This window comes from Rugamonas apoptosis, assembly GCF_014042355.1.
GTDB lineage: Bacteria > Pseudomonadota > Gammaproteobacteria > Burkholderiales > Burkholderiaceae_D > Rugamonas > Rugamonas apoptosis.
This window is the reverse complement of sequence record NZ_JACEZU010000012.1, coordinates 18,628-43,555: the sequence shown is the minus strand read 5'-3', so window position 1 is coordinate 43,555 and position 24,928 is coordinate 18,628. Positions and strand designations below refer to the sequence as shown.

At 63.0% G+C, this 24,928-nt stretch carries 21 protein-coding genes and 1 tRNA gene; 9 read left to right on the top strand and 13 right to left on the bottom strand.

Annotated features, from left to right (window positions below):
- The first annotated feature begins 16 nt into the window (after positions 1-16).
- Both H3H39_RS21605 and H3H39_RS21600 read left to right on the top strand, forming a co-directional pair.
- Positions 17-574: a sigma-70 family RNA polymerase sigma factor gene (locus tag H3H39_RS21605; protein WP_182156438.1), complete on the top strand. Its 558-nt coding sequence runs from the start codon at positions 17-19 to the stop codon at positions 572-574.
- A 1-nt stretch (position 575) separates the two neighbouring features.
- Positions 576-1,415, top strand: a complete 840-nt coding sequence (locus H3H39_RS21600) for an anti-sigma factor family protein (RefSeq protein ID WP_182156436.1) — start codon at positions 576-578, stop codon at positions 1,413-1,415.
- 19 nt (positions 1,416-1,434) lie between these two features.
- Here the strand turns inward: H3H39_RS21600 and H3H39_RS21595 are convergent, their stop codons facing one another.
- Positions 1,435-3,654, bottom strand: a complete 2,220-nt coding sequence (locus tag H3H39_RS21595; RefSeq protein ID WP_182156434.1) for a heavy metal translocating P-type ATPase — start codon at positions 3,652-3,654, stop codon at positions 1,435-1,437.
- A 15-nt stretch (positions 3,655-3,669) separates the two neighbouring features.
- Positions 3,670-4,689, bottom strand: coding sequence for an ABC transporter substrate-binding protein (locus tag H3H39_RS21590; RefSeq protein WP_182156432.1), 1,020 nt, complete (start codon positions 4,687-4,689; stop codon positions 3,670-3,672).
- 286 nt (positions 4,690-4,975) lie between these two features.
- Here H3H39_RS21590 and H3H39_RS21585 point away from each other — a divergent pair, with 286 nt between their 5' ends.
- Together H3H39_RS21585 and H3H39_RS21580 are read left to right on the top strand one after the other, a co-directional pair.
- Entirely contained in the window at positions 4,976-5,410 is a 435-nt protein-coding gene (locus H3H39_RS21585) for a ProQ/FINO family protein (RefSeq protein WP_182156430.1), read from the top strand.
- Between the two features lie 109 nt (positions 5,411-5,519).
- Positions 5,520-5,987, top strand: a complete 468-nt coding sequence (locus H3H39_RS21580) for a hypothetical protein (protein WP_182156428.1) — start codon at positions 5,520-5,522, stop codon at positions 5,985-5,987.
- Positions 5,988-6,306: 319 nt separating this feature from the next.
- On the opposite strand, the gene H3H39_RS21575 is transcribed toward H3H39_RS21580, so the two are convergent.
- The gene (locus tag H3H39_RS21575; protein WP_182156427.1) at positions 6,307-6,792 is read right to left on the bottom strand and encodes a hypothetical protein; all 486 of its coding nucleotides are present in this window, start codon (positions 6,790-6,792) and stop codon (positions 6,307-6,309) included.
- Between the two features lie 133 nt (positions 6,793-6,925).
- Between H3H39_RS21575 and H3H39_RS21570 the strand changes: the two genes are divergently transcribed.
- The 5 genes from H3H39_RS21570 to H3H39_RS21550 all read left to right on the top strand — a co-directional run bounded on the left by H3H39_RS21570 (position 6,926) and on the right by H3H39_RS21550 (position 10,477).
- On the top strand, positions 6,926-8,260 hold the full coding sequence (locus tag H3H39_RS21570) for a replication initiation factor domain-containing protein (protein ID WP_229218178.1): 1,335 nt from the start codon (positions 6,926-6,928) through the stop codon (positions 8,258-8,260).
- Positions 8,261-8,284: 24 nt separating this feature from the next.
- Complete coding sequence (locus H3H39_RS21565; protein ID WP_182156425.1) at positions 8,285-8,620, top strand: hypothetical protein; 336 nt, start codon at positions 8,285-8,287, stop codon at positions 8,618-8,620.
- Positions 8,621-8,839: 219 nt separating this feature from the next.
- Positions 8,840-9,166 (top strand): single-stranded DNA-binding protein, encoded by a 327-nt coding sequence (locus H3H39_RS21560; RefSeq protein WP_182156423.1) that lies wholly within the window; start codon positions 8,840-8,842, stop codon positions 9,164-9,166.
- Positions 9,167-9,252: 86 nt separating this feature from the next.
- On the top strand, positions 9,253-9,468 hold the full coding sequence (locus tag H3H39_RS21555; RefSeq protein WP_182156421.1) for a DUF4224 domain-containing protein: 216 nt from the start codon (positions 9,253-9,255) through the stop codon (positions 9,466-9,468).
- A gap of 19 nt (positions 9,469-9,487) precedes the next feature.
- Positions 9,488-10,477: a tyrosine-type recombinase/integrase gene (locus tag H3H39_RS21550; RefSeq protein ID WP_229218177.1), complete on the top strand. Its 990-nt coding sequence runs from the start codon at positions 9,488-9,490 to the stop codon at positions 10,475-10,477.
- Between the two features lie 64 nt (positions 10,478-10,541).
- Here H3H39_RS21550 and H3H39_RS21545 read toward each other — a convergent pair.
- The 10 genes from H3H39_RS21545 to H3H39_RS21500 all read right to left on the bottom strand — a co-directional run bounded on the left by H3H39_RS21545 (position 10,542) and on the right by H3H39_RS21500 (position 24,399).
- Positions 10,542-10,615 (bottom strand) — tRNA-Gly (locus H3H39_RS21545).
- A gap of 91 nt (positions 10,616-10,706) precedes the next feature.
- Positions 10,707-11,207, bottom strand: a complete 501-nt coding sequence (locus H3H39_RS21540) for a hemerythrin domain-containing protein (protein WP_182156417.1) — start codon at positions 11,205-11,207, stop codon at positions 10,707-10,709.
- 216 nt (positions 11,208-11,423) lie between these two features.
- Positions 11,424-14,699: a bifunctional diguanylate cyclase/phosphodiesterase gene (locus H3H39_RS21535; protein WP_182156416.1), complete on the bottom strand. Its 3,276-nt coding sequence runs from the start codon at positions 14,697-14,699 to the stop codon at positions 11,424-11,426.
- Positions 14,700-14,957: 258 nt separating this feature from the next.
- Complete coding sequence (locus tag H3H39_RS21530; RefSeq protein ID WP_182156414.1) at positions 14,958-15,623, bottom strand: DUF799 domain-containing protein; 666 nt, start codon at positions 15,621-15,623, stop codon at positions 14,958-14,960.
- Between the two features lies 1 nt (position 15,624).
- Positions 15,625-15,981: a DUF4810 domain-containing protein gene (locus H3H39_RS21525; RefSeq protein ID WP_182156412.1), complete on the bottom strand. Its 357-nt coding sequence runs from the start codon at positions 15,979-15,981 to the stop codon at positions 15,625-15,627.
- A gap of 9 nt (positions 15,982-15,990) precedes the next feature.
- Positions 15,991-16,665: a CsgG/HfaB family protein gene (locus tag H3H39_RS21520; RefSeq protein ID WP_182156605.1), complete on the bottom strand. Its 675-nt coding sequence runs from the start codon at positions 16,663-16,665 to the stop codon at positions 15,991-15,993.
- Positions 16,666-16,793: 128 nt separating this feature from the next.
- On the bottom strand, positions 16,794-18,230 hold the full coding sequence (locus H3H39_RS21515; protein WP_182156410.1) for a flagellin N-terminal helical domain-containing protein: 1,437 nt from the start codon (positions 18,228-18,230) through the stop codon (positions 16,794-16,796).
- A 138-nt stretch (positions 18,231-18,368) separates the two neighbouring features.
- Complete coding sequence (locus H3H39_RS21510) at positions 18,369-19,964, bottom strand: SEL1-like repeat protein (protein WP_182156408.1); 1,596 nt, start codon at positions 19,962-19,964, stop codon at positions 18,369-18,371.
- Between the two features lie 6 nt (positions 19,965-19,970).
- A complete protein-coding gene (locus H3H39_RS21505; protein WP_375540451.1) occupies positions 19,971-22,241 on the bottom strand; it encodes an EAL domain-containing protein in 2,271 nt (756 codons plus the stop codon).
- A gap of 4 nt (positions 22,242-22,245) precedes the next feature.
- Entirely contained in the window at positions 22,246-24,399 is a 2,154-nt protein-coding gene (locus H3H39_RS21500) for an HDOD domain-containing protein (protein WP_182156406.1), read from the bottom strand.
- Between the last annotated feature and the right edge of the window lie 529 nt (positions 24,400-24,928).

The window sequence follows — 24,928 nt, the reverse complement described above, 5'->3', positions numbered from 1 at the left end:
CCACGGGACGACTACGATGGACAAGCATTTGGGCGACGACGACAAGGCGGCACGGTTTGAACAGCTGACCATGCCGCACCTGGATGCGGCCTACAACCTGGCGCGCTGGCTCACGCGCGACCCGCACGACGCGGACGATCTGGTACAGAGCGCCTACCTGCGCGCCTACCGTTTCGCCGACAGCTACCGGGGCGGCGACGCGCGCGCCTGGCTGCTGACCATCGTGCGCAACACCTTCTACACGGCGCTGCGCGACCGCAAGCCGCAGCAGGCCGACGTCAGCTTCGACGAGGCGCTGCATGGCATGGAGGGCGACGAACTGCTGGCGCAGCAAGCGTCCAGCGACCCGGCCGCCATCATGGCCAGCCGCGACGCGGACCGCGGCGTCAACCAGGCTTTGAGTCAGCTGCCACCCGCGTTCCGCGAAGTACTGGTACTGAAGGAGATGGACGAGCTGTCTTACAAGCAGATCGCCGAAGTGGCCGATATCCCCATCGGCACGGTGATGTCGCGCCTGGCGCGCGCGCGCAAGCTGCTGCTGTCGTACCTGCAACGCGACATGGCTGGAGAATAGGATGGAATGCACGCAATCGCAGCACTGGATGCACGCCTGGCTGGACGGTGAGCTGGACCCGCCCGGCGCCCTGCAACTGGAAAGCCACCTGGCCGGCTGCGCCGCCTGCCGTGCGGCGCTGGCGCAACTGACGGAGCTGCGCGGCGCCGTGGCGCAGCAAGCCACGCGCCATACGGCACCGCCACAACTGCGGCTGCGCCTGAAGGCCGCCTTGCAGCAGGAGCAGGAGAAGGAGCTGGCGATGGAACTGGAGCGGACACAGACGCCGCGACAGCGGAAGGAGCCATCCAGTCCACGCCGCGCCTCGATCTTCCCCCGTTGGCCTTGGGCCTGGATCAACCTGGGCGCCGCCGCCGTGAGTACCGCCGCCTTCGCCGTCACGCTGGCGCTGTATCTGGCGCAGCCCTCGCCTGTCGACCAGCTGGATCAGGAACTGGTGGCCAGCCATTTCCGCTCGCTGATGCCGGACCACCTGACGGACGTGGCATCGACCGACCAGCACACCGTCAAGCCCTGGTTTGCGGGCAAGCTCGATTTCGCGCCGCCCGTGACCGACCTGGCGCCCCAGGGATACGCATTGATCGGCGGACGGCTGGACTACATCGGCCAACGGCCCGTGGCGGCGCTGGCCTACCGGCACCGCAAGCACCTGCTCAATCTTTACGTGTGGCCCACGGCGACGGCTCACGCCTCAGCCCAGCAAGCGAGCGCGCGCCAGGGCTATCAGCTGCTGCGCTGGTCCCAGGGCGGCATGCAGTATGCGGCCATCTCCGACATGGCCGGGCCGGACCTGGCGCAATTCGCGCAACTGTTCAACGCCGCCGTCACCCCCGCCAGGTAAAGCCGGCCGTCGCCCCGCCCTACGCCGGCGCCGGTCCGCGCAGCAGCCGCAGGCCGTTGACGACCACCATCAGGCTCACGCCCATGTCCGCGAACACGGCCATCCACAAGGTCGAATAGCCGGCCACCGCCAGCACCAGGAACACGGCCTTGATCGCCAGCGCCAGCGCGATGTTCTGCACCAGGATCGCGTGGGCGCGCGCGCTCAGGCGCATGAAATACGCCACCTTGCGCAGGTCGTCGTCCATCAGCGCCACGTTGGCCGTTTCCATCGCCGTATCGGTGCCGGCCGCGCCCATGGCGAAACCGACAGTGGCCCTGGCCAGCGCCGGCGCATCGTTCACGCCATCGCCCACCATGCCCACCGCACCATGTTCGGCCGCCAGCGCCCCAATGATGCGCAGCTTGTCCTCGGGCAGCAGGGCGCCGCGCACATCTGCGATACCCAGCCGGGCGCCGACCGCCTGCGCCGTATCGGTGTTATCGCCCGACAGCATCACCACCCGCACCCCCAGCGCGCGCAACTGCGCCACCGCCTCTTCGCTGGTGCCGCGTACCTGGTCGGCCACGGCCACCACCAGCAGCGCCGCCGTGGCCGAGCACAGCACCACCACACTCTTGCCGTCGCGCTCCAGCGGGGCCAGCGACGCGGCCAGTTCGTCATCATGCAACCCCAGTTCCCGCACCAGCCGCGCGTTGCCCAGGTAGAGCATGCCGCCCTCCACCTCGCCGCGGACACCCCGGCCAGGCAAGGCCTCGAAACGCGCCACCGGCGCCAGCGCCGCGTCACCCCGCTCGCCCTGCCAGTACAGCGCCAGCGCGCGCGACACGGGATGGGTGGACAGCGCGGCCAGGCTGGCGGCGCACCGCAAGCGGGACGTACGCTCGTCGCCGGACAGCACCAGCACGTCCGTCACTTGCGGCGTGCCCTGCGTGAGCGTGCCGGTCTTGTCGAGCGCCACGGCCCTCAGCTTGCGTCCCAGCTCCAGGTATATCCCACCCTTGACGAGTATGCCCTGGCGCGCCGCCGCCGCCAGCCCGCTGACCACCGTCACCGGCGTGGAGATGACGAGCGCGCAGGGGCAGGCGATCACCAGCAGCACCAGCGCCTTGTACAACCACGCATAGGCATCGGCGCCCGCCACCAGGGGCGGCACGATGGCCACCAGCACGGCCAGCGCCACCACCACGGGAATGTAGACCGCCGCAAAGCGGTCGACGAAGCGCTGGGTCGGCGCGCGCTCGCCCTGCGCCTGCTGCACGCTGCTGACGATGCGCGACAGCGTGGACTGGCTTTGCGGCGCCGTCACCGTGTAGTCGAACGTGCCTTGCTGGTTGATGGTGCCCGCAAACACGGCATCGCCCGGCAGCTTGGCCACCGGCATGCTCTCGCCCGTGATGGGTGCCTGGTTGACGGTGCTCTCCCCGGCCGCCACCACGCCATCGAGCGCGATGCGTTCGCCCGGCATCACGCGCGCCAGCGCCCCCGGTTGCACCTGGGCCGCCGCCACGCGCAGCCAGTCGCCCGACGGCGCCTGCACGGTGGCCGTATCGGGCGTCAGCGCCATCATGCCGCGGATTGCATGGCGGGCGTGTTCCAGCGAGCGCGCCTCGATCCGTTCGGCCAGCGCGAACAGGAAGATCACCATGGCCGCTTCCGGCCATTGGCCGATGGCCAGCGCGCCCAGGACCGCCAGCGACATCAGGAAGTTCATGTTCAGCGACAGGTTGCGCAACGCGATCCAGCCCTTCCTGAGCGTGCCCAGGCCGCCGCAGGCGATGGCCGTCAACGCCAGCACCAGCACAGGCCCACTATGCTCGCGGCCCGTGTTCCACGCAATCGCTTCCGCGCCCAGCGCCGCCAGGCCGGACGCGGCCAGCGACAACCATGGCGGCAGGCCGGCCGCGCGCGGCGGGGACGCCGCCAAGGCCGCGCCGCCCACGTCCTGCGCACTGGAGATGACGGCCGGCGCCATGTCGAGCGCCGTCAGGGCCGCCACCAGCGGCGCAATGGAGGGCAGGCGATGGCCCACCGTCAGCTCGCGCCGGATCAGATCGAACTGCAGGGTGTCGACTCCCGCCATCCGCTCCAGCCGGCCGCGGATCAGCTTTTCCTCGGTGGGGCAATCCATGTTCCGGATCAGGAAGACGGCCCGCTCCGGGCTGGCGGCGGTGGCGGCCGCCGGCGCCACCGGGGCGACGGTGGCGCAGCAACCATCCTTGCCACCGCACTTGCTCATGGATGCCTCATGCCGTCAGTCCGTGAAGCTGGCTTCGGCCGCGATCTTGCCCGGCAGCGTGAGGTGGAAGCGTTGCAACTGCTTGCGGCTGTAGAGGAATTTGCCGCGGTCGGCCGTGACCGGGTAGATGCGTTCGGGCGGCGTGCCGGCCAAAATCCTGAGCGCGATCTCGGCCGCCGCCTTGCCCTGGTCGCGGCCATACAGCACCAGTCCGCCGACAGTCTTCTCCGGGCCCACGGCCCAGTCCCAGAAGCCGAAGATGGGCACGGGCGCGTGGGCAGCCGTCCAACGCGCCACCTGGTCCGTCGTGTTGACGCTCTTGCCCGCCCCATCATGCAGCGCCTGGTACAGGCCGAGGAAGATGACGTCGTAGTGATCCTTCGCCTTCAACACTTCGGCCTGCCACTGCTCCCACTGGCCCACCAGCTTCAGTTCGACGAGGGTGCCCCCAATCAGTTGCTGCGACTTGCCTTCGAACGTTTCCTGCCGCACCACCTGGGACGTGATGTCCGTATCGAACAGCACCAGCGCCCGTTTGACGTGGGGCACCAGCTCGGACACCAGCGCGATGTTGCGCTTGAGGATGGGCCGCTCCAGCACGCCCGTGATGTTCTTGATGACCTTGGCGTCGAAGTATTCGCGCGGATTATTGTTGATGCCCAGGTAGACCACGGGCGTGCTGGTGGTGCCCAGGCGCTGCGCCAGCAGCTTGAGGGCCGCGTCGTCGCCCAGGATCACCAAGGCCGGATGCAGCGCCTGGTACATGGCCCAGGCCTTGTCGGCCATGGCCGCGTGCTGCTCGCGCGGCAGGCGCTTGGTGTCCATCTGAAAATATTCGAGGCGGTACTTCTTGCCCAGCGCTTCCTGCAACGCTTCCTTGTAGTTGGCGTCCCATTGCATCTCGGCGTTGTAGCTTTCCACCACCAGGATGGTGTCGTCGGCAGCGCGGGCGGGGAGTATCACGGCCATCAGCAGCGCCATGGTCCACAGGCAGCGCCACGCGGCATGCGAGGCCAGCAGCGGCCCGGTCGTCATGGGAACAATGGCATCGGGCGCGGGGCCGACGCGGTGGCGAAAGCGGACATGGAACCCGGAACAACTCGTTGTTGTCACATCGATTGGAGCGGGTGAAGGGAATCGAACCCTCGTATGAAGCTTGGGAAGCTGTGGCAATCATACAGAATTTATGCGCCTTGCGAGCCGGTTTCCAATCCCCAAAATGACATTGTACCCTAAGTTTTTCCCCATGACTCCCACCTATAAAACCGATTTTGGGGAGCCGATTTATAATTCTATATGCGCAACTTTTCAGAGGGGAGTCATGGAATTATCGAAAACCAAAATGCTTGCTGCGGCCTATGCGGATTTACTGAAAAAATATCCTGTCCTTCTGAAAAAAATGCCTTTGGCGATCGGTATTTATGAGCAAATTCTGGCAGTCGTTCATGATCGAGCATTAGTCGCTTACGCGCTTGGGAAGCATACAAGAAGTGGGACGTATCTGAAGGCATTAAGCATTGGTGGTAGCCGCTTCAATCTAGACGGTTCTGAGTCTGGGGAAGTGTCAGAAATTCATCAAGCGCACGCAAATGTTCGAATTGCTGAATTGAACGCAAGAGATCTTGCAAAGAAGGCAGCCAAAAAATTATCAAAAGCCAAGCCAGATGCGAAAAGAATAGATCCTGCTACAGCACCAGTGGTGGTTCAAAAACCTGCCGTGATGGTTACAATCAAGAAGCGAAGAGTAATAGTATAAATCGTTTATACCATATTCAACCATAAGCAACGAAGTTCCCTGAGGCCAGTTTCGGATTACAGATTCAATGTATTAGTTAGAGTTGCGACTTCACCACTGGAATTAGAACATGACATCTCCCACAATCACTGACTCAGTTTCACTCACGCTTCCGCAAATATCGATTGCGGAAGCGAAGCCTCCAGAAACATATCTTGGTATCGCACACCACATGCTGCTAGGAGTGAAAATTCTTGCATCGGCATCACTTCCACCGAGTTTGCCTTTGGCAATGCTTAGCGCACACGTACTTGAGTGTGCACTTAAAGCTTACTTGTCGAGGTCAGGCGATGATAGTCGATTAATGAAAAAGAACCTGCGGCATAACTTGAATGCATTGTGGTCACTCGCAAATGCGGAGGGTTTGAAAATTCCTTCACAACCTTACCCGTGGGTTGAAATCCTCAGTCATTTGCATGATTCGCCCTACTACCTGCGATACTCCACGGGAGTTCATTGCCTTCAAACCCCCGCACCCCAACCAATGGTTGCCGAGCTTGAGAATTTTGTTACGATTGTTAGAACTCAGCTCTCGTGACGTGAGTTCGCCAATGCCATTCGACTAGCACTTCCGTCATCTGACCCGAAGTGTCGGGCCAATCGACAGATTCATTTCTAATTCTCATTTTTGCATGGATTGAAAATAGTAAATGGGGGCGGCTTAAGTCCTGACGAATGTCAGGATGCCGCCGAAGGACGGCACCCCCTGTGTCATGAACGCATGTAGGAGCGTTTTGGCCGGTCGCCCCGGCCAGCGACAATGCGTTCAGCCGGGGACTGCCGAACTAACGACAATATGCCCCACCAACTAAATTTTTGTGAGTTATCACATTAATTCAGAGAATCAATTCGCTTGGTCATCGCTTCTTTTCGATACTCAGTAGTGCTTCTTCCTGCGAAGACCGAAGGCTTTCCAGGTCATGAATATCAGCGACGAACTGTTTCTGAATTTCTGCAGAGTGATATAAGTTCCCGCCGATCTCAGCGTCAGGAGAACCCTTTTGCTGCCATCGTGTATATTCGATTTTTTTACGGAACAGAGCCTTAGCTGCGTCCCGTTCCCGTAATGACGACTTCAAGCCGCCCGGGGTTGGCGGACTTGTATGTCCGCTGAAGAAGTCGTCAATTCCCGTCACCATCCAAAAGGCATATTCTGGCCACGTTTGGGCCAGGGCTTCGATCATGTCAGGATTCGGGCGCTGGCGAGCATAGTAGAAACTTTTCCAACCTTCTGCCGGTATCCCTGTCAACGACTCCAACTGCGCAAACTTTCCCCGTTTGTCAGTTTGTGAATCAATCAACAGTTTCATTCTTTCAGCTAATTTTGCCTTGCTCGCGTCCATCACGCTCCCTCGGGTCTCGATTGGGGGCAATTGTACTCATTTCGTGCTAAACACACACCAAATAGTTGACCATGCAAAATTATAGTGATAATCTCCACTCAATCATTGTGCAATACACACCAATCGGATCTAAATGCATTCTTTTTCTAGCTCTTATAAAAGACACGGTCGCATCGGAGAGGTCAAAAGCGCCGACCGTACCGCCAGCGCGCCAGCGCTGCCGGTACGGATCGGTGCTAAGGCCGAAGAAGCTGGGTTAGTGCCGCAAAATTCGCATGGTCGGGCGCCGGCAGATGCCCCCATTAATAACATGGGGGAAAACTTGGTTGGCGCCAGCGATACCGATATTTGGGCAAGCGTTTCCGAGGACGACCTAGGCGAAGTATCCCTGGTGATGACTGATTCAGGAAAAGTCAAAACGGTAATGGTCCGCAAGCCGTCAGCGACGCAGGCCTGCATCATCGACTGGATCAATTTCACGGTGCTTGAAGACACGTTCTTTAAGACGGCCCGTCAGACCCTCATTGCTGACGATCAAATCATCGAAGAGGCCAGCCGCCAATTCGAGAAAATCTTCGGCTTCGGCATCACAGATAAACGCGACCGCGGAATGAATTTCTATCGCGATTCGTGGGTGCTGGGTGATCACATGGGCTTTGTGTGCTTCGGTGGTCAGCGCGCAACCATGCTGGTGACGCTGACGGGCCAAGGATGCCTGAACGCCATCGCCGGTTGGGAAAAGCGGTTGTTTGACTTTCTCACGAAGGTAGCGCTTCGCCCTTCAATCTCGCGTATCGACTTGGCTCACGACGATATCGCAGGCGCGTACCTCTCTGCGGACTGGGCCTATGACCAATACGACCTTGGCGGCTATACGCAAAAGGCTGGCGGTCGTCCTCCCAATATTGAGCGCGTAGGAAATTGGAATCGTCCGACCGGCAAAGGCCGAACCCTCACCATCGGACTACGCTCCTCCAGCAAGTTCTGCCGCTTCTACGAAAAAGGAAAGAAGGAAGGCGACAAAGCTAGTCCCTGGTGCCGCTGCGAAGTCGAGTTCAAGAACACAAACACAGTCATTCCATTTGACGTGCTCCTGAATCCTACAGATTTTTTTGCCGCCGCCTATCCCTGCTTCTCGCATTTCATCCAGGTCGAAACGCCGCAACGCATGGCTGTGAAAGCCAAGGCGGCGCAGATCACTGTCGATGCGTGCATCGAAGTAACCAAGCATCAGTTTGGGAAGTACATCCGCGTCTTCCGCGAACTCTGGGGAGATAAAAAAGCCCTCGATCTGATCTGCAATGAGGAAGACGACTATTGGCCGAAGCGCATGAAACCGTTTACCAGTGACGCCACGTCCGGTCCTACGCCCGTGCACAAGCAAGAGCCAATTCGCATCCCCTCATTCATGCAATTCATTACCACCGCCCCATCTTTCGGCCTCAATGGGGAAAACGGTTTTGCGTAGGCCAATCAAAACAGGAAACACGAAATGAAATTCACCTCCACTATCAAAGTCACCGGCATGAAGTATTCCAAAGGAACGATGGACAACGGGCAAACGTTCGACAGCACCAAAGTTTTTGTCGAGACAGAACTCGACGCAAGCAAGGATACCGCCATGGGTACGGCGTGTGCGGAGTACAGCCTGGGCAAAGCCGAGGAGTACCAGAAATACAAACACCTGGCTGGCGCTTTCCCATTCATGGCCGCCGCTGAAATGGAAATCGTCACCAATGGCAAAACGCAGAAGACCATCATCCATTCGTTGAAGCCACTCGATGCGGCAAAGGCTTCTGCCCCTGGTGGCAAAAATGTGCTCCCGTAAGCGCGAAGTGAAATTTATCGTGCAGGACAAGGAATCCGCACTGTTCTTGATGCCTGAGGGGGGAGACGTAGGTTTCACTCCTTGGGCTCATGAAGCAGGACGATTTGAAGGTTACGCAGAGGCTTGCGATACTGCTTCCCTGCACTGTCACGAAGGATATTTCATCACCCAGGTTGTCCAATAGCGGGTGATGTACAAACGGCTCAACAGGGGAATTCAATGATGGATATGAATTTGAAAGACATTCGAGAACTCGCGGGCTTTGGCAAGGCAGTATTGGTGAATATACGCGGGCGTGTCATGAGTTGCAGATCTGAGCGTGGCAGACGCTATACGCTGGTGCTATCGCCAGCAGTCGATGCTTACTCGAACCCGCAAGCATTTGAAATCCGTAGTCGCGGTCATTTGGCAAACCAAGATCAAGATGTTTCGTGCAACTGCGTGCTGCGGGGCTCTGTACTGTCATTGGATGATTTCAATGCGGATGTCATACCAGTTGGACTCACGCTAGATCTATGCGAAATGATCTACGGATCGGAGATTTAGCGTGGGGCCGGCAAAGAATAGGGGAACGAGGCAGCAACGAATAAAGGCCTCCTCGGGCGCTACATGCCCGAGGAAAAAGGAACAGCATGTTTTTGACTAGCGAAAATTTATTTGAACTGACGGGACGCAAGACCAAGTCCAAGCAGATTGAAGCCCTCCTAAGCATGAGACTACCGTTCTGGATAAACGCCATCGGTAGGCCCGTTGTGACCATCGCGGCTGTTGAAGGGCGCAATGAAGCGCCAAAAGAAAAAACATGGGTAATGCCTAGGGTGATACATGGGACGAAAGCCGACCGTTAATTTGAATCTGCCACCTTACATGCGTAGACGCGCGTGGGGCGGGAAGGTCTACTACTACCTTCGTAGCACGATCGACGGCAAGCGCAAAGAATTCCCGCTTGGTAGTGACTTCATACTTGCGCTGAGAAAGTACACCGAGCTCGTCGTCATCGAAGCGCCATGTCATGCCGTCACGTTCTCCGATGTGGAAAAACGATACCAAGCTGAAGTCGTCCCGAAGTTGGCCAAGAACACAGCCAAGATTTACAGGTCCGATATCCGGCACCTTCTCGAGACATTCAAGGATGCCCCGCTGGATCAGGTCAAGCCGATGAACATACGCATGTTCCTCGATGACCGTGCAGCCATTCCCACCACTGCAAATCGCTGTAAGCGTCTATTTTCGACGATGTGGAATCACGCACGCGGATGGGGCTACACGGACCTCCCAAACCCTTGTGAAGGCATCAAGGGGCATTCATTGGACAAGCGCATGCTCTATGTAACGGATGCGATGTATAACGCGGTCTATGCGCAGGGTAGCGCGTCGCTGCGTGAAGCGATGGACTTGGCCTACCTTACCGGCCAGCGACCGGCAGACGCGTTGCGTATGTCAGAGCACGACATTATGGATGGCTACCTAATCATAACGCAGGCAAAAACGAAACAGCCACTACGTATCACTATCGCGGGCAAGCTGGCAGAACTGATGGCGCGCATCCACGAACGCAAGGCCGCCCACAAGATCGTCACTGCTGGCCTGCTAACCAATACCAACGGCAAGCGCCTGACACCGGCCGTGCTGCGGAATCATTTTGATGAAGCAAGAAAAAAAGCTGCGGCGGTCCACCCCGAAATGGCAGACGCAATTATGGCCTTCCACTTCTACGATCTGCGCGCCAAGGCTGCAGACGACACCAGCGACCAGCGCGGCGACCAGGCTGCCAGCGACTTACTGGGACACGGAAACGTGAAAACGACACAGCGTCATTATTTGCGCAGAGGCAAGATAGTAGGCGCTACAAAATGACTTTTGGGGAGGAACTTCATTTTTGGGGAGGAAACTGCCGTTCAAAAACCGTCGATTCTCCCTATGGAGCGGGTGAAGGGAATCGAACCCTCGTATGAAGCTTGGGAAGCTGCCGTTCTACCATTGAACTACACCCGCGTGCTTCGCATTTTACGCGGGTTTGCATCTGGTTGACAACTTTTCAAACCGCGCCCGGTCGTGCTCCCGTCATGCTCCCGTCATGCTCCCGTCACCCCGGCAGCGACACTTGCGCCTTGCGCTGCGTGATGGCCTCGCCCAGCGCCACCAGGTCAAGTTCACTGTCCCGCACCTTGGGGAAGATCTCGCCCTCCTCCTCGCCCACATGGTGCGCGACCAGTTCGGACAGCACTTTCACGGTCGCGTCGTACAGTTGCTCGCTCTCCTCCATCGCCAGGATTTGCGCGATCAGATCCTTGGCCGAGCCATGCTCCACCAGCGCCTCATCGACCTGATCGGCACAGTCGGGGATGGCGTCGCGCACGGCCGGATAGAACAGCTCCTCCTCGGCGGTGGCGTGCCGGGTCAGCTCCAGGCAGATCCGGGTGGCCAGTTTCAGTTTGGTGGCGTGCGCCCGTTCACCCAGTTGTTCATATTGCTCGAACAAGGCCTTGACGTTGGCATGGTCGGCTTTGAGGACGGCGATCGCGTCGTCCGGTTCCTGGGTGCGGCCGCGCCGCGAAGTGGTGGTGGTATTTTGCGTGGATGTCATGATGAACTCCTCAACGGCGTGATCTCGCTCGCCGGCCCGCTCGCCTGGCGACCCCCGGCGGCGTTACCGCGCCATTGCGCGCGCCGCCGGGAACCATGATAGACATAGCCGGTGGCGCACTTGTCGGATCGCGGCGTGGCCCGTTGTAGGACGCGAGCGCGCGCTGGCGCCACGCGCGGAGTGCGCGCTGGCCCGCTTGCCGCCGCGCCCGTGGGCTCAAGCGGCCACGGCCCGCTCCAGCCACTGGCCGCGCCAGTCCGGCAGCGCGCCGGCCGGCATGGGGCGGGCGATGCCATAGCCCTGCCCATGCCCGCAGCCCAAATCCAGCAAGGCCTGATATTGGGCCGCAGTCTCGATGCCCTCGGCCACGATCTGGCGTTCGAACGCGGCCGCCAGCGCCACCACGCCCTGCACGATGGCCAGGTCGCCCTTATCCTCCAGCATGTCGCGCACGAATGACTGGTCGATCTTGAGTTCGTCGAACGGCAGGCTGCTCAAGTAAGACAGCGAGGAATAGCCGGTGCCGAAATCGTCCAGCGCGAACGTCACGCCCAGTTGGCCGCAGGCCGCCAGGATGTCGCGCACAAGGGCGATATCGTTCAGCGCCACCGTCTCCAGCACTTCGATCTGCAAGGCGCCGAACGGCAGCATCGGATAGGGCGCCATCAGCTTGCGCAAACGCTCCACGAACGCGGGCGATTCCAGGTGGTAGCCGGAGATGTTGATGCTCACGCTGAGCTTCAAGCCCTGCTCGTGCCACGCCTGCAACTGGGCCAGCGCGGTGGCGGCCACCCACTCGCCGATCTGGATATCGAGCTCGGTGTTGGCCACCTGCTCCAGGAAGGCGCCCGGCGCCAGCAGGCCCCGTTGCGGGTGGTGCCAGCGGATCAGCGCCTCGGCCCCCACCACGGCGCGGGTGCGCAGATTGACCTTGGGCTGGTAATACAGTTCGAACTGGCCCTGCTCCAGCGCGTGCCGTATGCTGGTGAGGAATTCAAGCTGGTCGCGGGCCTGGCGGTCCAGCGCCGGATCGTACAGGTGGAAGCGGTTCTTGCCGCCCTGCTTGGCCAGATACATGGCCTGGTCAGCGTGCCGCAGCAGCGTATCCGGGTCTTCCTGGTCGAGCGGATAGACGGCCACGCCGGCGCTGGCGCTCAGCGTCACGGTCTTGTCGCCGATCACGAACGGCTGGGCGATGGCGGCCAGCAGCCGGCCCAGCGTCGCGTCCCATTCATCGACCTTGTGCAATCCCAGCAGCAGCACCACGAATTCATCGCCGCCCAGCCGCGCCACCGTATCGTCGGCCCGGATCGCCGCGCCGATGCGGCGCGCCGCCTCGATCAGCACCTGGTCGCCCACGTCGTGCCCCAGGCTGTCGTTGATGTGCTTGAAACCGTCCAGGTCCAGATAGCACACCGCCATCATGGTGTGCTCGCGCGCCGTGCGGGCGATGGCTTGCCGCATGCGGTCGGCCAGCAGCACCCGGTTCGGCACCCCGGTCAAGCCATCGAAATGGGCCGCCCGGTTCAGTTCATCCTCGTGCGCCTTGATCTGGCTGATGTCGGAGAACACGGACACATAGCGCTGCACCTGGCCCCGTTCGTCGCGCACGGCGGCGATCGACACCAGCTCCGGAAACACCTCGCCCGACTTGCGCCGGTCCCACAACTCGCCGCGCCAGTAGCCGTCGCGCCGCAACTGGCCCCACAACTGCTGGTAGAAACCGCTCTCATGGCGCCCGGACGACAACATGCGCGGATTGCGGCCCACCACCTCGTCGCGGCCATAACCGGTGATGCGGGTGAAGGCGGCGTTCACGTCGACGATGTTGTTGGCTTCGTCCGTGATCAGGATGCCTTCCTGGCTGTTCTCGAACACGCTGGCCGTGAGGCGCAGCTGCGCCTCGGCGCGCTTGCGTTCCGTGATGTCGCGCGAGGAATTGAACAGCACGGGCCGGCCATCGAGCGCCATCGGACAGTTGCTGATCTCGACCTCGACCACGCTGCCATCCTTGCGCCGGTGGCGCGTCTCGAACTGGTTGCGCACCCCGCCATCGAGCTGCCGCGCCACCAGCGCGGCCAGTTCGGCCCGGGTGTAGTGGGCGTCCCAGCACGCCACGTTCATGCCGATGACCTCCTCGCGCGTGTAGCCGAGCATGGCGCAGAACGACACGCTGGCCTCGATCACGTCGCCATGCGCGTCGAGGATGTGGATGCCGTCGCTGGCGTTGCGCAGCAAGGCCAGATTCTTTTCGCTTTCGCTGCGCAGCGCCTGTTCGATCTGCTTCTGGGCCGTGATGTCCACATGTGAGCCCAGCAGGTGGGCGTTGCCGTCACTGTCCTCATGGCGTTCGCCGCGCGCCAGGATCCAGCGGTAGCCGCCGTCCGCGTGGCGCATGCGGAAGGTGTTCTCGTACTGCAGCCGGCCCGAGGCCAGGTAGTCGCGCACGGCGTGCCAGACGGCCTCGCGGTCCTGCGGATGCAGCAGCATGTCCCAGGTGGCCAGGCTGTTGCTCAGCGCGTCCGGTCCATAGCCGAGCTGCGCCTTCCACTCGGGCGACAGGTAGAGGTCGTCGCTGGCCAGGTCCCAGTCCCACAGGCCGGTGTTGGATGCCTGCAGCGAAAAGGTCAGCCGCTCCTGCAACCGCGCCAGCGCGTTGTAGGGCATGTCGATCGCCTCCACCACCACGGCCCGGTAGATGAACAGGTAGGAAATGGTCTTGTACAGGTGGCCCAGCACGTTGTAGCCGCCCGTCATGGTGGTGTACAGCGTGAAGAAGAATTCGCCCATGGCCATGGTCACCACGGCGCCGAACAGCAGCACCACCCGGAACGGCTGCGGCCGCCGCATGCGCGCCAGCAGCAGCCCGGCCGTGGCCAGGTTGACGGCGATGACCAGGTATTCCGTGTTCTTTTTCAGCGCCGTCAGGCCCAGGCCGGGGATGAAGGTGTCGGGCAGCCAGTCCTGGTGCCACAACACCAGCCAGCCCAGCGCGGCCACGCCGGCCAGCGTGATGCCCAGCAGCCAGCGACGGGTGGCGTCGGCCCGGAACGGGCGCCAGCGGCGCGCCGCCACCGCCAGCAAGCCGCCGGCGGCCAGGATGCGCGCGCCCAGCCAGAAATTGAGGTGCTTCTGGGCGTCGTTGGGCGTCAACAAGGCCGGCATGCCGACGTAGGACGCCATGTGCAGGAAATCGAGGGCGCCCACGGCCAGGAAACAACAGGCCAGTCCCACCACGTTGCCCGAACGGTCCGCGCCGCGCGCGTTCCAGCCGACCACGAACACCATCATGCTGACGACGATGGAAGCCGTCTCCAACAGCATGTGCAAGGGCAGGTAGTGGGGGAACGGTTGCGCGCCCGGCCGGCTGGGCGCCAGCCAGGCCAGCCATTGCACCAGCGCCAGCAGCAGCAACACCTTGGCCATGCGGGCCATGCCCTTGCCGTACATGGGGTGCGGACGCAGCACGGAGAAGAGGTGGAGTGATCGCATGGCGCCTTGGATGGAAAACGATGCCGTCCCCCGCCTGGCGGCGCCCGCCGCGGCGGCCGGCCATGGCGGGCGAGCTTCCAATATACCAAAGAGCAACCTGGTCCAAGGAAATTATTCACTGCAAGTTGCGTTCACATCCGCGCCGCTCCCGTCCAGCGGCGGCACCGGAGCACGCGCCCAGCGAAAAAAGGGCGGCCGGATGATGCATCCGCCGCCCCTCACGCCTGCGATGCCGGCGCACCCGCCGGCTCGCCCCACTTACTGCTTGTAGTTGGCCGAACGGGGGCCGTACAGCATGCCGTTGACCTGGCCCGCCGCCAGCAGGCGCTGGCTGGCCACACCGGCCACAGGGTAGGACGTGTCCGTCGTATTGTTGATGATCTGCTTGACGGCCGCCGCCACCAGTGCGCCGACCAGGCCACCGCCGCCGTTGTTGTTGTTATTGGAATCGTTGTTGGCCGAAGCCTCGCCCGTCCACAACGTCGTTCCCGTCTTCAAGTCCACCAGCCTGGCCTTGGCCGACACCGTCACCACGCTGTTGAGCACCGTGTAGCTGGCGCCGAAATTGGTCACCGTCAGATACAGTGCCGCGTCGGCGCCGAAGATGCTTTGCAGCTTGTGGGGATCGACGGCATGGGCGTCTTCCGCGCTGCTCAGGCCGTTTTGCTTGAAGGTCTCTTCCACCAGCGCCACCGGCAGCACGTAATAGCCTGCCTCGGCCAGCGGATAGGTCACTTGCGACAGCACCGTGTAGCTGGCCGTCACTTCCGGCGACGTGTTCAGGGGCGGCAGCACCACGATGGAACGGGGCTTGGCCGCCTTGAACGCCGTGTAGTCATAGGGCGTGACCTGGTGGGTCGCGCAGCCCACGGCCAGCATGGCCGGCGCCAGGCAGGCGGCCAGTTTCATCACTCGTTTCAGCATCTTATTTCCCATCCTTCTTGGCGGTTTTCATCAGGAAGTCCATATACGCGGCCGATTCCGGGAACAGCTTTTTCTCGGTATCGAACTCGATGAGCACCTGGTCCTGGCGGCCAGCCAGCGCATACAACAGGCCCAGGTGGGCGTGGTAGCCTGGTGGCGGCACATTGCCCTTGGCGTTAATGGTCTGCAAATCCTTCTCCAGCACGGCGATCTGCTGGTCCGGGCTGCCGCCCTTGAAGTGCTGGTAAACCTGGGGCTGGTAGCCTTCCCACTGGTACAGGGTCTTGGGCGCCGTGTGGCAACCGGTCAAGGTGGCGCTGGCGGCCAGCACCAGCGCGGTGATCGTGATTCGTTTCATGGGGCCGCCTTATTGTTTGCGAACGGACATGGCGCCCGCTTCCACGCCGGCCACCAGGTGGTCCACCGCTTCGCGCATGGCCAGATCCAGCACCTTGCCGTTCAGGGTGGCGTCGTAGCTGGCGGTGCCGCCAAAGCCGAGCACTTCGCGGTTCGACAAGCTGTATTCACCGGCGCCCTGGGTCGAGTACACCACTTCCGAGGTGGCGATGTTGACGATGTTGAGCGTTACTTTGGCGTAAGCGACCTGGGTCTTGCCGCGGCCCATGATGCCGAACAGCTGGTGGTCGCCCACTTCCTTGCGGCCGAATTCCGTCACGTCACCGGTGACGACGAAGTCGGCGCCCTTGATGGCCTGGCTCTGCTTCTTGAAGTCCGCTTCCTGTTTCATTTCCTGCAGGTTGTCGCGGTCGAGCACATTGAAGCGGTTGGTCTGTTGCAGGTGGGCGATCAGGATGGTCTTGGCCTGGCCGCCCAGACGGTCCACGCCGTCCGAGAAGATGCCGCGCATGAAACTGGAACGGTTGTCGAACTTGCCGACCGCCACCAGCGCGCGCACGCCCGTGTAAGGCCGCGCCGCGCTGGCCACGGTGGGCACGGCCACCGCTTGCGAGCTTTCCGTCGCGCAGCCAGCCAGGGCCGACGCCGTCAGTACTGCCAAGGCCAGCAGGCCCGTCGTCTTCATACTCATAGGAATCCCCCCAAAAAAAGTTAATTTTATCTATTATATAACGAAAAATTTTCCAGTGGGAAATATTAACGCGGTGAACCGTATCGGGGGGGACGGCCATCCGGCTTGGCCAGCGGGCGCCGCTAGCGCAGCAACAACAGCGCTTGCTGGGGCGTGGCGTTGGCCTGGGCCACCATGGAGGCGGCCGCCTGTTGCAGGATACGGCTGCGGGTCAGTTGCGCCGTTTCGCTGGCGTAATCCGTGTCCAGAATGCGGGAACGGGCGGCCGCCAGATTGGCCCCCGTGCCCACGTCGCCATCGTAGGCGAGCTGCAAGCGGTTTTGCAGCGCGCCCAGTTGCCCCCGCAGCGCGATACCGCTGTCGATCTTGGTGTCGATGAAATCGAGCGCGGCGGTGGCGCCGGCGAAGCTGCTCAGGTCGATCGGCGGGTCGCCGCCGCCGCCGGCCGAGCGCAGCACAGTGACCGTGTTGCCGGTCGGTGTGGACGCATGCGGCCCGGCCGTCAAGCCCACCGCGCCCGGATTGGCGCCGCCCACCAGCAGATTATGCGCGCCGCCGCCAGGCGCATCGAGCAAGGTGACGGTGCCGCTATGGACGCCCGCCGTCAGCCCCAGCACACCACCGCCGGCGATGGTGATGTCGCTGCCGTCGGCCGCCGCCAGCGTCAACGTGCCGCCGCTGGCACTGGCCGTCACACCGGCGATGCCCGCACCCGCGATGGCGGCCGCCGCGCTGGCGGCCAGCGCGCTGGCGCTGGCGCCCGCGATGGGCCCCAGCGCGACGCCGTTGATGGACAGGCCGCCAGCCGCGATATTGCCGCTGCCGGCCACGTCGGCACTGATGGTGGTGGTGGCGCTGGCCGTCACACCCAACACGCCGGCGCCATTGATGGCTGCCGCCGCCGCCCAGGCGCTGGCGGCGCCCTGGCCTGCCCCGGCGCCAGCCACGGCGGCACCGACGGCTGCGCCATTGAGCGTCAGATCGCCCGCGTGCAGGGCCGCCGTCACCTGGCCACTCAGATTGACTTGCTGCTCCGGCACATCCGCCTGTACCGAGCCGCTCGGACTGCTGCGGTACACGGCCGGAATCGCCACGTCGATCACGGCGCCGGCCTGGTCACCGACCTGCAACTGGGTCCGGTACGAGCCATCCAGCAGGTTCAGGTGGTTGTATTGGGCGCTGCTGGCGATGCCGATACTGGCCTGCACCAGCGCGTCCGCCTCATGCTGGATGGCGCCACGGTCGGCGACGCTGTTGGTGTCGTTGGCCGCCTGCACGGCCAGTTCACGGATGCGCTGGTAATTGGTCAATATTTCGCCCATGGCGCCGTCGGCCACCTGCAGCAGGGAGATGCCTTCGCTGACATTCTGGGCCGCCCGCTGCAGTCCCCGCACCCCGGCCGTGAGGCGCGCGCCGATCGCCAGCCCGGCCGCGTCGTCGCGCGCCGAATTGACGCGCTGGCCGCTGGACAGCCGCTGCAAGGTCGTGTCGAGCGCCGTCTCCGCCCGCGCATAACTGCGTTGGGCGTTCAGGGCCGACAGATTGCTGTTGATCTGCATGGATGGGCGCTGGTCAACGGCGCGCGATGGCGCCGCGGACCGTTCAAGGATTCGTGGTCGTCGCGCTATTAACGGCAGGAAATGCCGGTCGCTTGAGCGCCGGCCCGCCCCACCGGCAAGGAAGGCGCAGGCTTGTGATCAGCCTGGCAACAATTCCAGCTGTTCCCGGGCCTGGGCCAGGGCGGCCGGGTCGAGCCGGCCGGCGGCCATTTGCCGGTATTTGGCGGCGGCCGGCGCACCGGCCCGTTCCGCCATGGTCAGCCAGATCCAGGCTTGCCCCGCGTCGGCGGGTGCGCCCTGGCCGGCCAGCAGCATCAAGCCCAGGTTGAGCTGGGCCCGTGCATGGCCCTGGCGGGCCGCCTGCAGATACCAGTGCCGGGCTTGCGCGTAGTCGCGCGCCAGGCCATGGCCCGTGTCGTAGCGCAGCGCCAGCGTGAACTGGGCCAGCGTGTGGCCCTGCCCGGCCGCCTTGCGGTACCAGTCGCCGGCCTGCACGCAGTCGGGCGCGGGGCCCTCGTCGCTGTCGTGCAGCCGGCCCAGCATGTACTGGGCGGCCGCGTAATCCTGTTCGGCGGCGCGCCGGTACCAGGACAGCGCCTTGCGTAAATCCTGCGGCACGCCCTGCCCATTCTCGTAGCGCAGGCCGAGGTCGAACTGGGCCCGCAAATGGCCCTGGTCGGCCGCCTTGCGATACCAGAAAATGGCTTCCTGCGCATCCTGCGGCACGCCGTGGCCGCAGTCGTACAGCATGGCCAGGTGGTACTGGGCGGCCGGAAAACCCTGCTCGGCCGCCTTGCGATACCAGAAATGGGCTTGTTCGTAATCCTGGGCCACGCCCTGGCCATGGTCATAGCGCAGGCCCAGGTTGTTCTGGGCCGCCGCGTGGCCCTGCTCGGCCGCCTTGCGGTACCAGGCCAGCGCCTTTTGCTCGTCGCGCGGCACGCCCTGGCCATTATCGTAGATCAGGCCCAGGTTGAACTGGGAACTGGCGTGCTCCTGCTCGGCCGCGCGGCGGTACCACTGGATCGCCTTCTGGCTGTCCTGGGCCACGCCATCGCCCTTGTCAAAGCGCAGCGCCAGATTGAACTGGGCCGGCGCGTAACCCTGGTCGGCCGCCTTGCGGAACCATGCCATGGCCTGGCCCACGTCCTGCGGCACGCCCTGGCCATTGTCGTAGCGCAGGCCCAGGTTGAACTGGGCGCGCGCGTAGCCCTGCTCGGCCGCCTTGCGGTACCACTGGATGGCTTGGCGGAAGTCCTGCGGCACGCCCTTGCCGGTGTCGTACATCATGCCCAGGTTGTTCTGGGCCCCGGCGTCGCCCTGTTCGGCGGCCTTGCTGAACCAGTGCATGGCCTTGGCGCTGTCCTGCTCTATGCCCTGTCCCTTGGCGTACAGCCAGCCCAGGTTGTACTGGGCCGCCGCGTAACCCTGTTCGGCCGCCAGCTGGTACCAACGGGCCGCCTCCAGGTAATCCTGCGCCACGCCCTGGCCCTTCTGGTACATCACGCCCAGGTTGTACTGGGCATGTTCCAGGCCCGCGTTGGCGGCCTGGCGGTACCAGGCCACGGCCTGTTCATAGCTTTGCGCCACACCCTGGCCGTTGAAATACATGAAGCCCAGGCTGTGCTGGGCGTTGGCCACGCCGCGCTCGGCCAGCCCCCGCACCCGCAGGTATTCGGCGGTGTAGGTGCTGCCGGCTGAAGCGTCGGCCTCGGTCGGGTGGTATTTCTGCATCGGGAATCAGGCCTGGATCGCGATCATGGGCGGCGCCTGCATCAGCGGCGCGGCGCCGGCCGGCGCGCTCAAGCGGTTCTGCTCCTGCAGCACGCTGATGAAGTGCGACAGCGAGATGGGCCGGTGATACAGATAGCCCTGCATGGTGGTGCAGCCGTTCGCTTCCAGGTAGCGCGCCTGCACGGCCGTCTCCACGCCTTCCGCCACCAGGTGCAGGCCCAGGCCGCGCGCGATCGAAATGATGGCCAGGATCACGGGATAGTGGCCCTGCTCGTCGTGGATCTCCTTGACGAACGACTGGTCGATCTTGATGGTGTGGATGGGGAAGCGGTGCAGATACGACAGCGAGGAATAGCCGGTGCCGAAATCGTCGATGGCGACGGACACGCCCAGCTGGCACAGCTTGTTCAACTGTTCGATCGCGTACTGCGGATTGCGGATGCAGATGTTCTCCGTGATCTCCACTTCGATCTGGGCCGGCGAAATGCCGTAGCGGGTCAGCGCGCCGCGCATCTTCTCGAAGAAGTCGCCCCGGTCCAGGTATTGCGGCGACAGGTTGAGCGACAGGCGGATGGCGTCGCCGCCGGCCGCGTTCCACAGCAGCAGGTCGCGGCACAGGGCGCCCAGCATCCAGTCCGAGATCGGCAGCATCAGGCCATTCTCCTCGGCGAACGGCAGGAACTCGCCGGCCGACAGCAGGCCGCGCTGCGGATGGTTCCAGCGCATCAAGCCTTCGGCGCCGATGATGCGGCCGGTGGCCACGTCCACCTGCGGCTGGTAGTACATTTCCAGTTCGTTCTGCTCCAGTGCCTTGCGCAGGCTCTGCTCCAGCGCGATCTTCTGGTGCGACACGTCCAGCATGGAGTCGTGATAGAAGCTGTGGCCATTCTTGCCCAGCGCCTTGACCTGGTACATGGCGATGTCCGCATGGCGCAGCAGTTCGTCGATGGTTTCGCCATCGCTGGGGTAGATGGCGATGCCGATCGACGCCGAGATGTGCACCTCATGGCCATCGAGCTCGAACGGCTTGTGCAGGCATTCCAGGAATTTGTCGGCGATGGCCTTGGCGTCCTGGCGGTCGCGCAGCTCCGGCAGCACGATGGTGAATTCGTCGCCGCCCTGGCGCGCCAGCGTGTCGCCGCGGCGCAGGCAATCCTTCAGGCGCAGCGCCACCTGCTGCAGCAATTCGTCGCCCTTGACGTGGCCCAGCGTGTCGTTGACCAGCTTGAAGCGGTCCAGGTCGACGAACATCACGGCCAGTTCCGTCAGCTTGCGCTTGGCCTGGATCACGGCCAGGCCCAGGCGGTCCTTGAACAGCATGCGGTTGGGCAGGTCCGTCAGGATGTCGTGGTAGGCCTGGTAGGAGATCACTTCCTCGGCCCGTTTGCGGTCCGTGATGTCGCGCGCCACGCCGTAGGTGCCGAAGAATTCGCGCTGCTTGACGTCCTGGTCGGGCACGTGCATGCCGATCGCGTTGAGCGAAATCGTCATCAGGGTATTGTTGAAGGTGCGCTCGACACCGTTGCCCGTGTTGCACTTGAGGCGCAGCTCGACGTTGCGCGAGGCCCGCTCGTCAACGCGGCGCTCATTGAACACGTAGCGGGCCCGCTCCTGGTCCTCGTCGTGCACCAGGATCGAGTAATGCTTGCCGATCAGTTCTTCGCGCGTGAACCCCAGCAGCTGCTGGGCGCGGTCGTTGACGAAGGTGAACTTGCCTTCGTGGTTCAGGGTGTAGATGATGTCGGGCGAGCTGTCGACCAGGTAGCGGTACATCTTCTCCGAGTTTTCCAGCTTGGAGGCGATGCGCGCGTTGTCCAGCGCCAGCTTGCGCTGCTGCAGCGCGTTCTCCACCGTCTTGAGCAATTCCTCGCGGCTGCAAGGCTTGCGCAGGTAATCGTAGGCGCCCCGCTTCAAGGCGCCGATGGCGGCCTCGATGCCCACGTCGCCGCTCATCACGATCACGTCGCCATCGATGCCCTTGGCGTTGATGAAGTCCATGATCTCGTGGCCGCTCATGTCGGGCAGGCGCAAATCGAGCAGCACCAGGTCGAACTTGAGTTTGTTGAGCTGGGCCAGCGCCTCGCTGCCGCAGGTGGCCGTCACCAGATGGTAGTCGCGGTCGCGCAGCAGTTCGTACAGCGACGACAGCAATCGCGGTTCATCGTCGACCAGCAGCAGGCGCGGCCAGTTGTCGCCGGCCAGGGCCACGGCCATCTGGGCGGTCGCCGGGTTGGGATCGATGGCAGCGGCGGCGCTGTCTGGGGGCAGGTTCATCATGGCCTTAAACGGAATCCATCGCGCGCGTGTTCACGCCGGCGACTTGGCTGGTGCTGCCACGGGCGGGCAGCAGAATTTCAAATGCGGTACCCGTGTTGCCGGAGCGGCAGGTGATCTGGCCTTGCATCTTCTTGACCAGGCCATGCACGATGGACAGGCCCAGGCCATGATTGGCGCCGTCCTTGCTGCTGCGGACCACGGAGAACAGGTTGGCCAGCACTTCCTGCGACAGGCCAGGGCCGCTGTCGGACACCACCAGTTCCAGGTACAGCCGGCGCTCGCGGTTCACATAACCGCGGTTGGCGATCTCGATCTTGCCGCCGTTGGGCAGGGCTTCGACGGCGTTCTTGACCAGGTTGACGAGGATTTGCTTGAGCATATCGGCGTCGCCGTCGATCTCGGCCGCCTGCTCCTGCATGCGCACCAAAATCTGCACGGACGCCGGCACGAAGTCGGTGGCGCGGAACAGGCGCAACACGTCGTCCACCACGCGCCCCACGTCCGTCACGCGCGACGTTTCCGTGGGCTGCAGATCGGCCAGGCCGTTGATCAACTGGCCCACGCGGTCGATCTCCTCGTTCAGGATCGACATCTCGCCCACCACGGGTTCGCGCCGGGCCAGCTTGCTGTCCAGCACGGACAGGTAATTCTTGATGATGGACAGCGGGTTGTTCACTTCATGCACCACGCGGCGCGACGCTTCGCGGTATTCCTCGGCCACGTGGGCGATCTGGCGCTTGGCGTGGCCACGTTCGCTCATGGCCGTCTCCAGCGCGACGGCGGCCTGGGTGCCGAACGATTGCAGGAAGCGCTCGCGCTTCTGGAAGTGCGGCATCTGCCAGGCGGCCGCGCCGCCGATGAGCACCCCCAGGCAGCGCTGGTTGGCCACCAGCGGCAGGCACACCAGGCTGTCCGTACCGAGGATGCGGAACAACTGCTCCTCGGCCAGGCTCAGGCCCGCGTCATCGCGGCTCACATAGGCCAGCTTGCGGTCGTTGGCCGACTGCGCCACCATGCCCGGCTTGCCGAGCGCGATGGAAAATTCGGCCAGGCGCTGTTGCTGCTCGCCGCCGGCCACGCCCACCAGCGCGTGGCCGGTGGGATTTTCCAGCAGCACCACAGTGGTGTCGAAATCGAACAAGATACGGGCCGAGCGCGTCATCGAGTCGAGCAAGCCCGTTTCGCCATGCTGGCGGGCGAAGGTCTGGCCCATCTCGGACACCAGCATGATGTTGCGCACTTCCTCGGACAGGCGCTGCTGCACCGGGTCCACCGGCGGCGGCGGCGCGTAGGCCGGCGGCGTGGCGATGTCGTCGGCGCCGGCCAGGTCGATACCCAGATGGGCGGCCGACTTTTCCACCTGGCGCTCGGCCGTGCGGGCCACCTGTTCCAGCGCGCCGCCATCGAGGCCGCATAAGTGCGCCGCGTCGTCCAGTGCCTGCGCGTTGTCGCCAGGATGGCAGCCCAGCAGGTGGGCCAGGCGCACGATGCGGATCAGGGGATGGGCCGATTCCAGCCGCGCGATCGGTTCATGGTGATACAGCACGCTGTCGGCCAGGAAGGAATCGAGGTGCCAGCGTTCGATCAGCCAGGCGCCCGCTTCCGAGTGGGTGATCTGCAGCGTGCGCTGCTCCACCACGCACAGGTCCTCGTCGTCGCGGGCCATGAAGTTGTAGGCGTATTCCTTGGGCGCCGTGGCCAGCAGGGCGAGACGCCCCACGTTGTGCAGCAGGCCGGCCAAGTAGGCTTCCTCCACATGGGGATAGTCCATCTGACGGGCGATGTCGCGCGCCAGCACGGCCGTCGTGAGCGAATTTTTCCAGAAGCTGCGCAGGTCGGTGCTGCCGGAATGGGGGAAGCTGTTAAAGGTCTGGAATACGGATTCGCTGATCACCAGCGTCTTGATCATGTCGGTGCCCAAGGACACCAGCGACTGCTCCAGGCCCACGGCGCGGTTGTTGCGATGATAGGCCGAGCTGTTGGCGACGGTCAGTATCTTGCTCGTCATGCCGGCATCCTTGGCGATCAGCGCGGCCAGCTCGGGCATGCCGGCGTCGTCGGCTTGCAAGTGCTCGATCAACTTGATGAGTATCTGCGGCATGGCCGGCAGACGGGCAATCAGCAAGCGATTGCGAATGTCCTGGTCTGATTGATGCATCGTATCAAGCATTGCCGCCAATGGATGTCGAATGGGGACAGCGTTCTCGGGTACCACGCCGCCACGGTTTTTTGTTCTGCTGTTTGCGTCACCTGCGACCGCCCTTGTGGGGTGGTCATCCATATTGCTGAAAGTCATATTAGCACAAAGTTCACTAAAGATAACTTATAGGCAATAATAATTTCTATTCAACCGCACTGGTTTCCCAGCGTAAATATTAATCGATCCGTTTGGCGTAGTAGCATGCGCCGCTAATAACGGGACGTCAACCATAATGCAAGAGTAACCACACTAATTCCCCTCTGTTCGACGGATGGGGGCGGCTTGCGATGTGATACGCATGTCAGCATTTCCCTTATAACAGCAGTATCGCCGGGCGGACAAGCGAAAAATGGACGCGGCGGGCTGGCACGTGGGGCGGGCGCCGCATGTGTAGCGAAAAAACAATGTGCGGGCTATCGGGGGGGGGGCGGGAACAGGCGCCACCGCATTGCGGCATCGCCACGCGACTGTTGCTGTCGCGGCACAA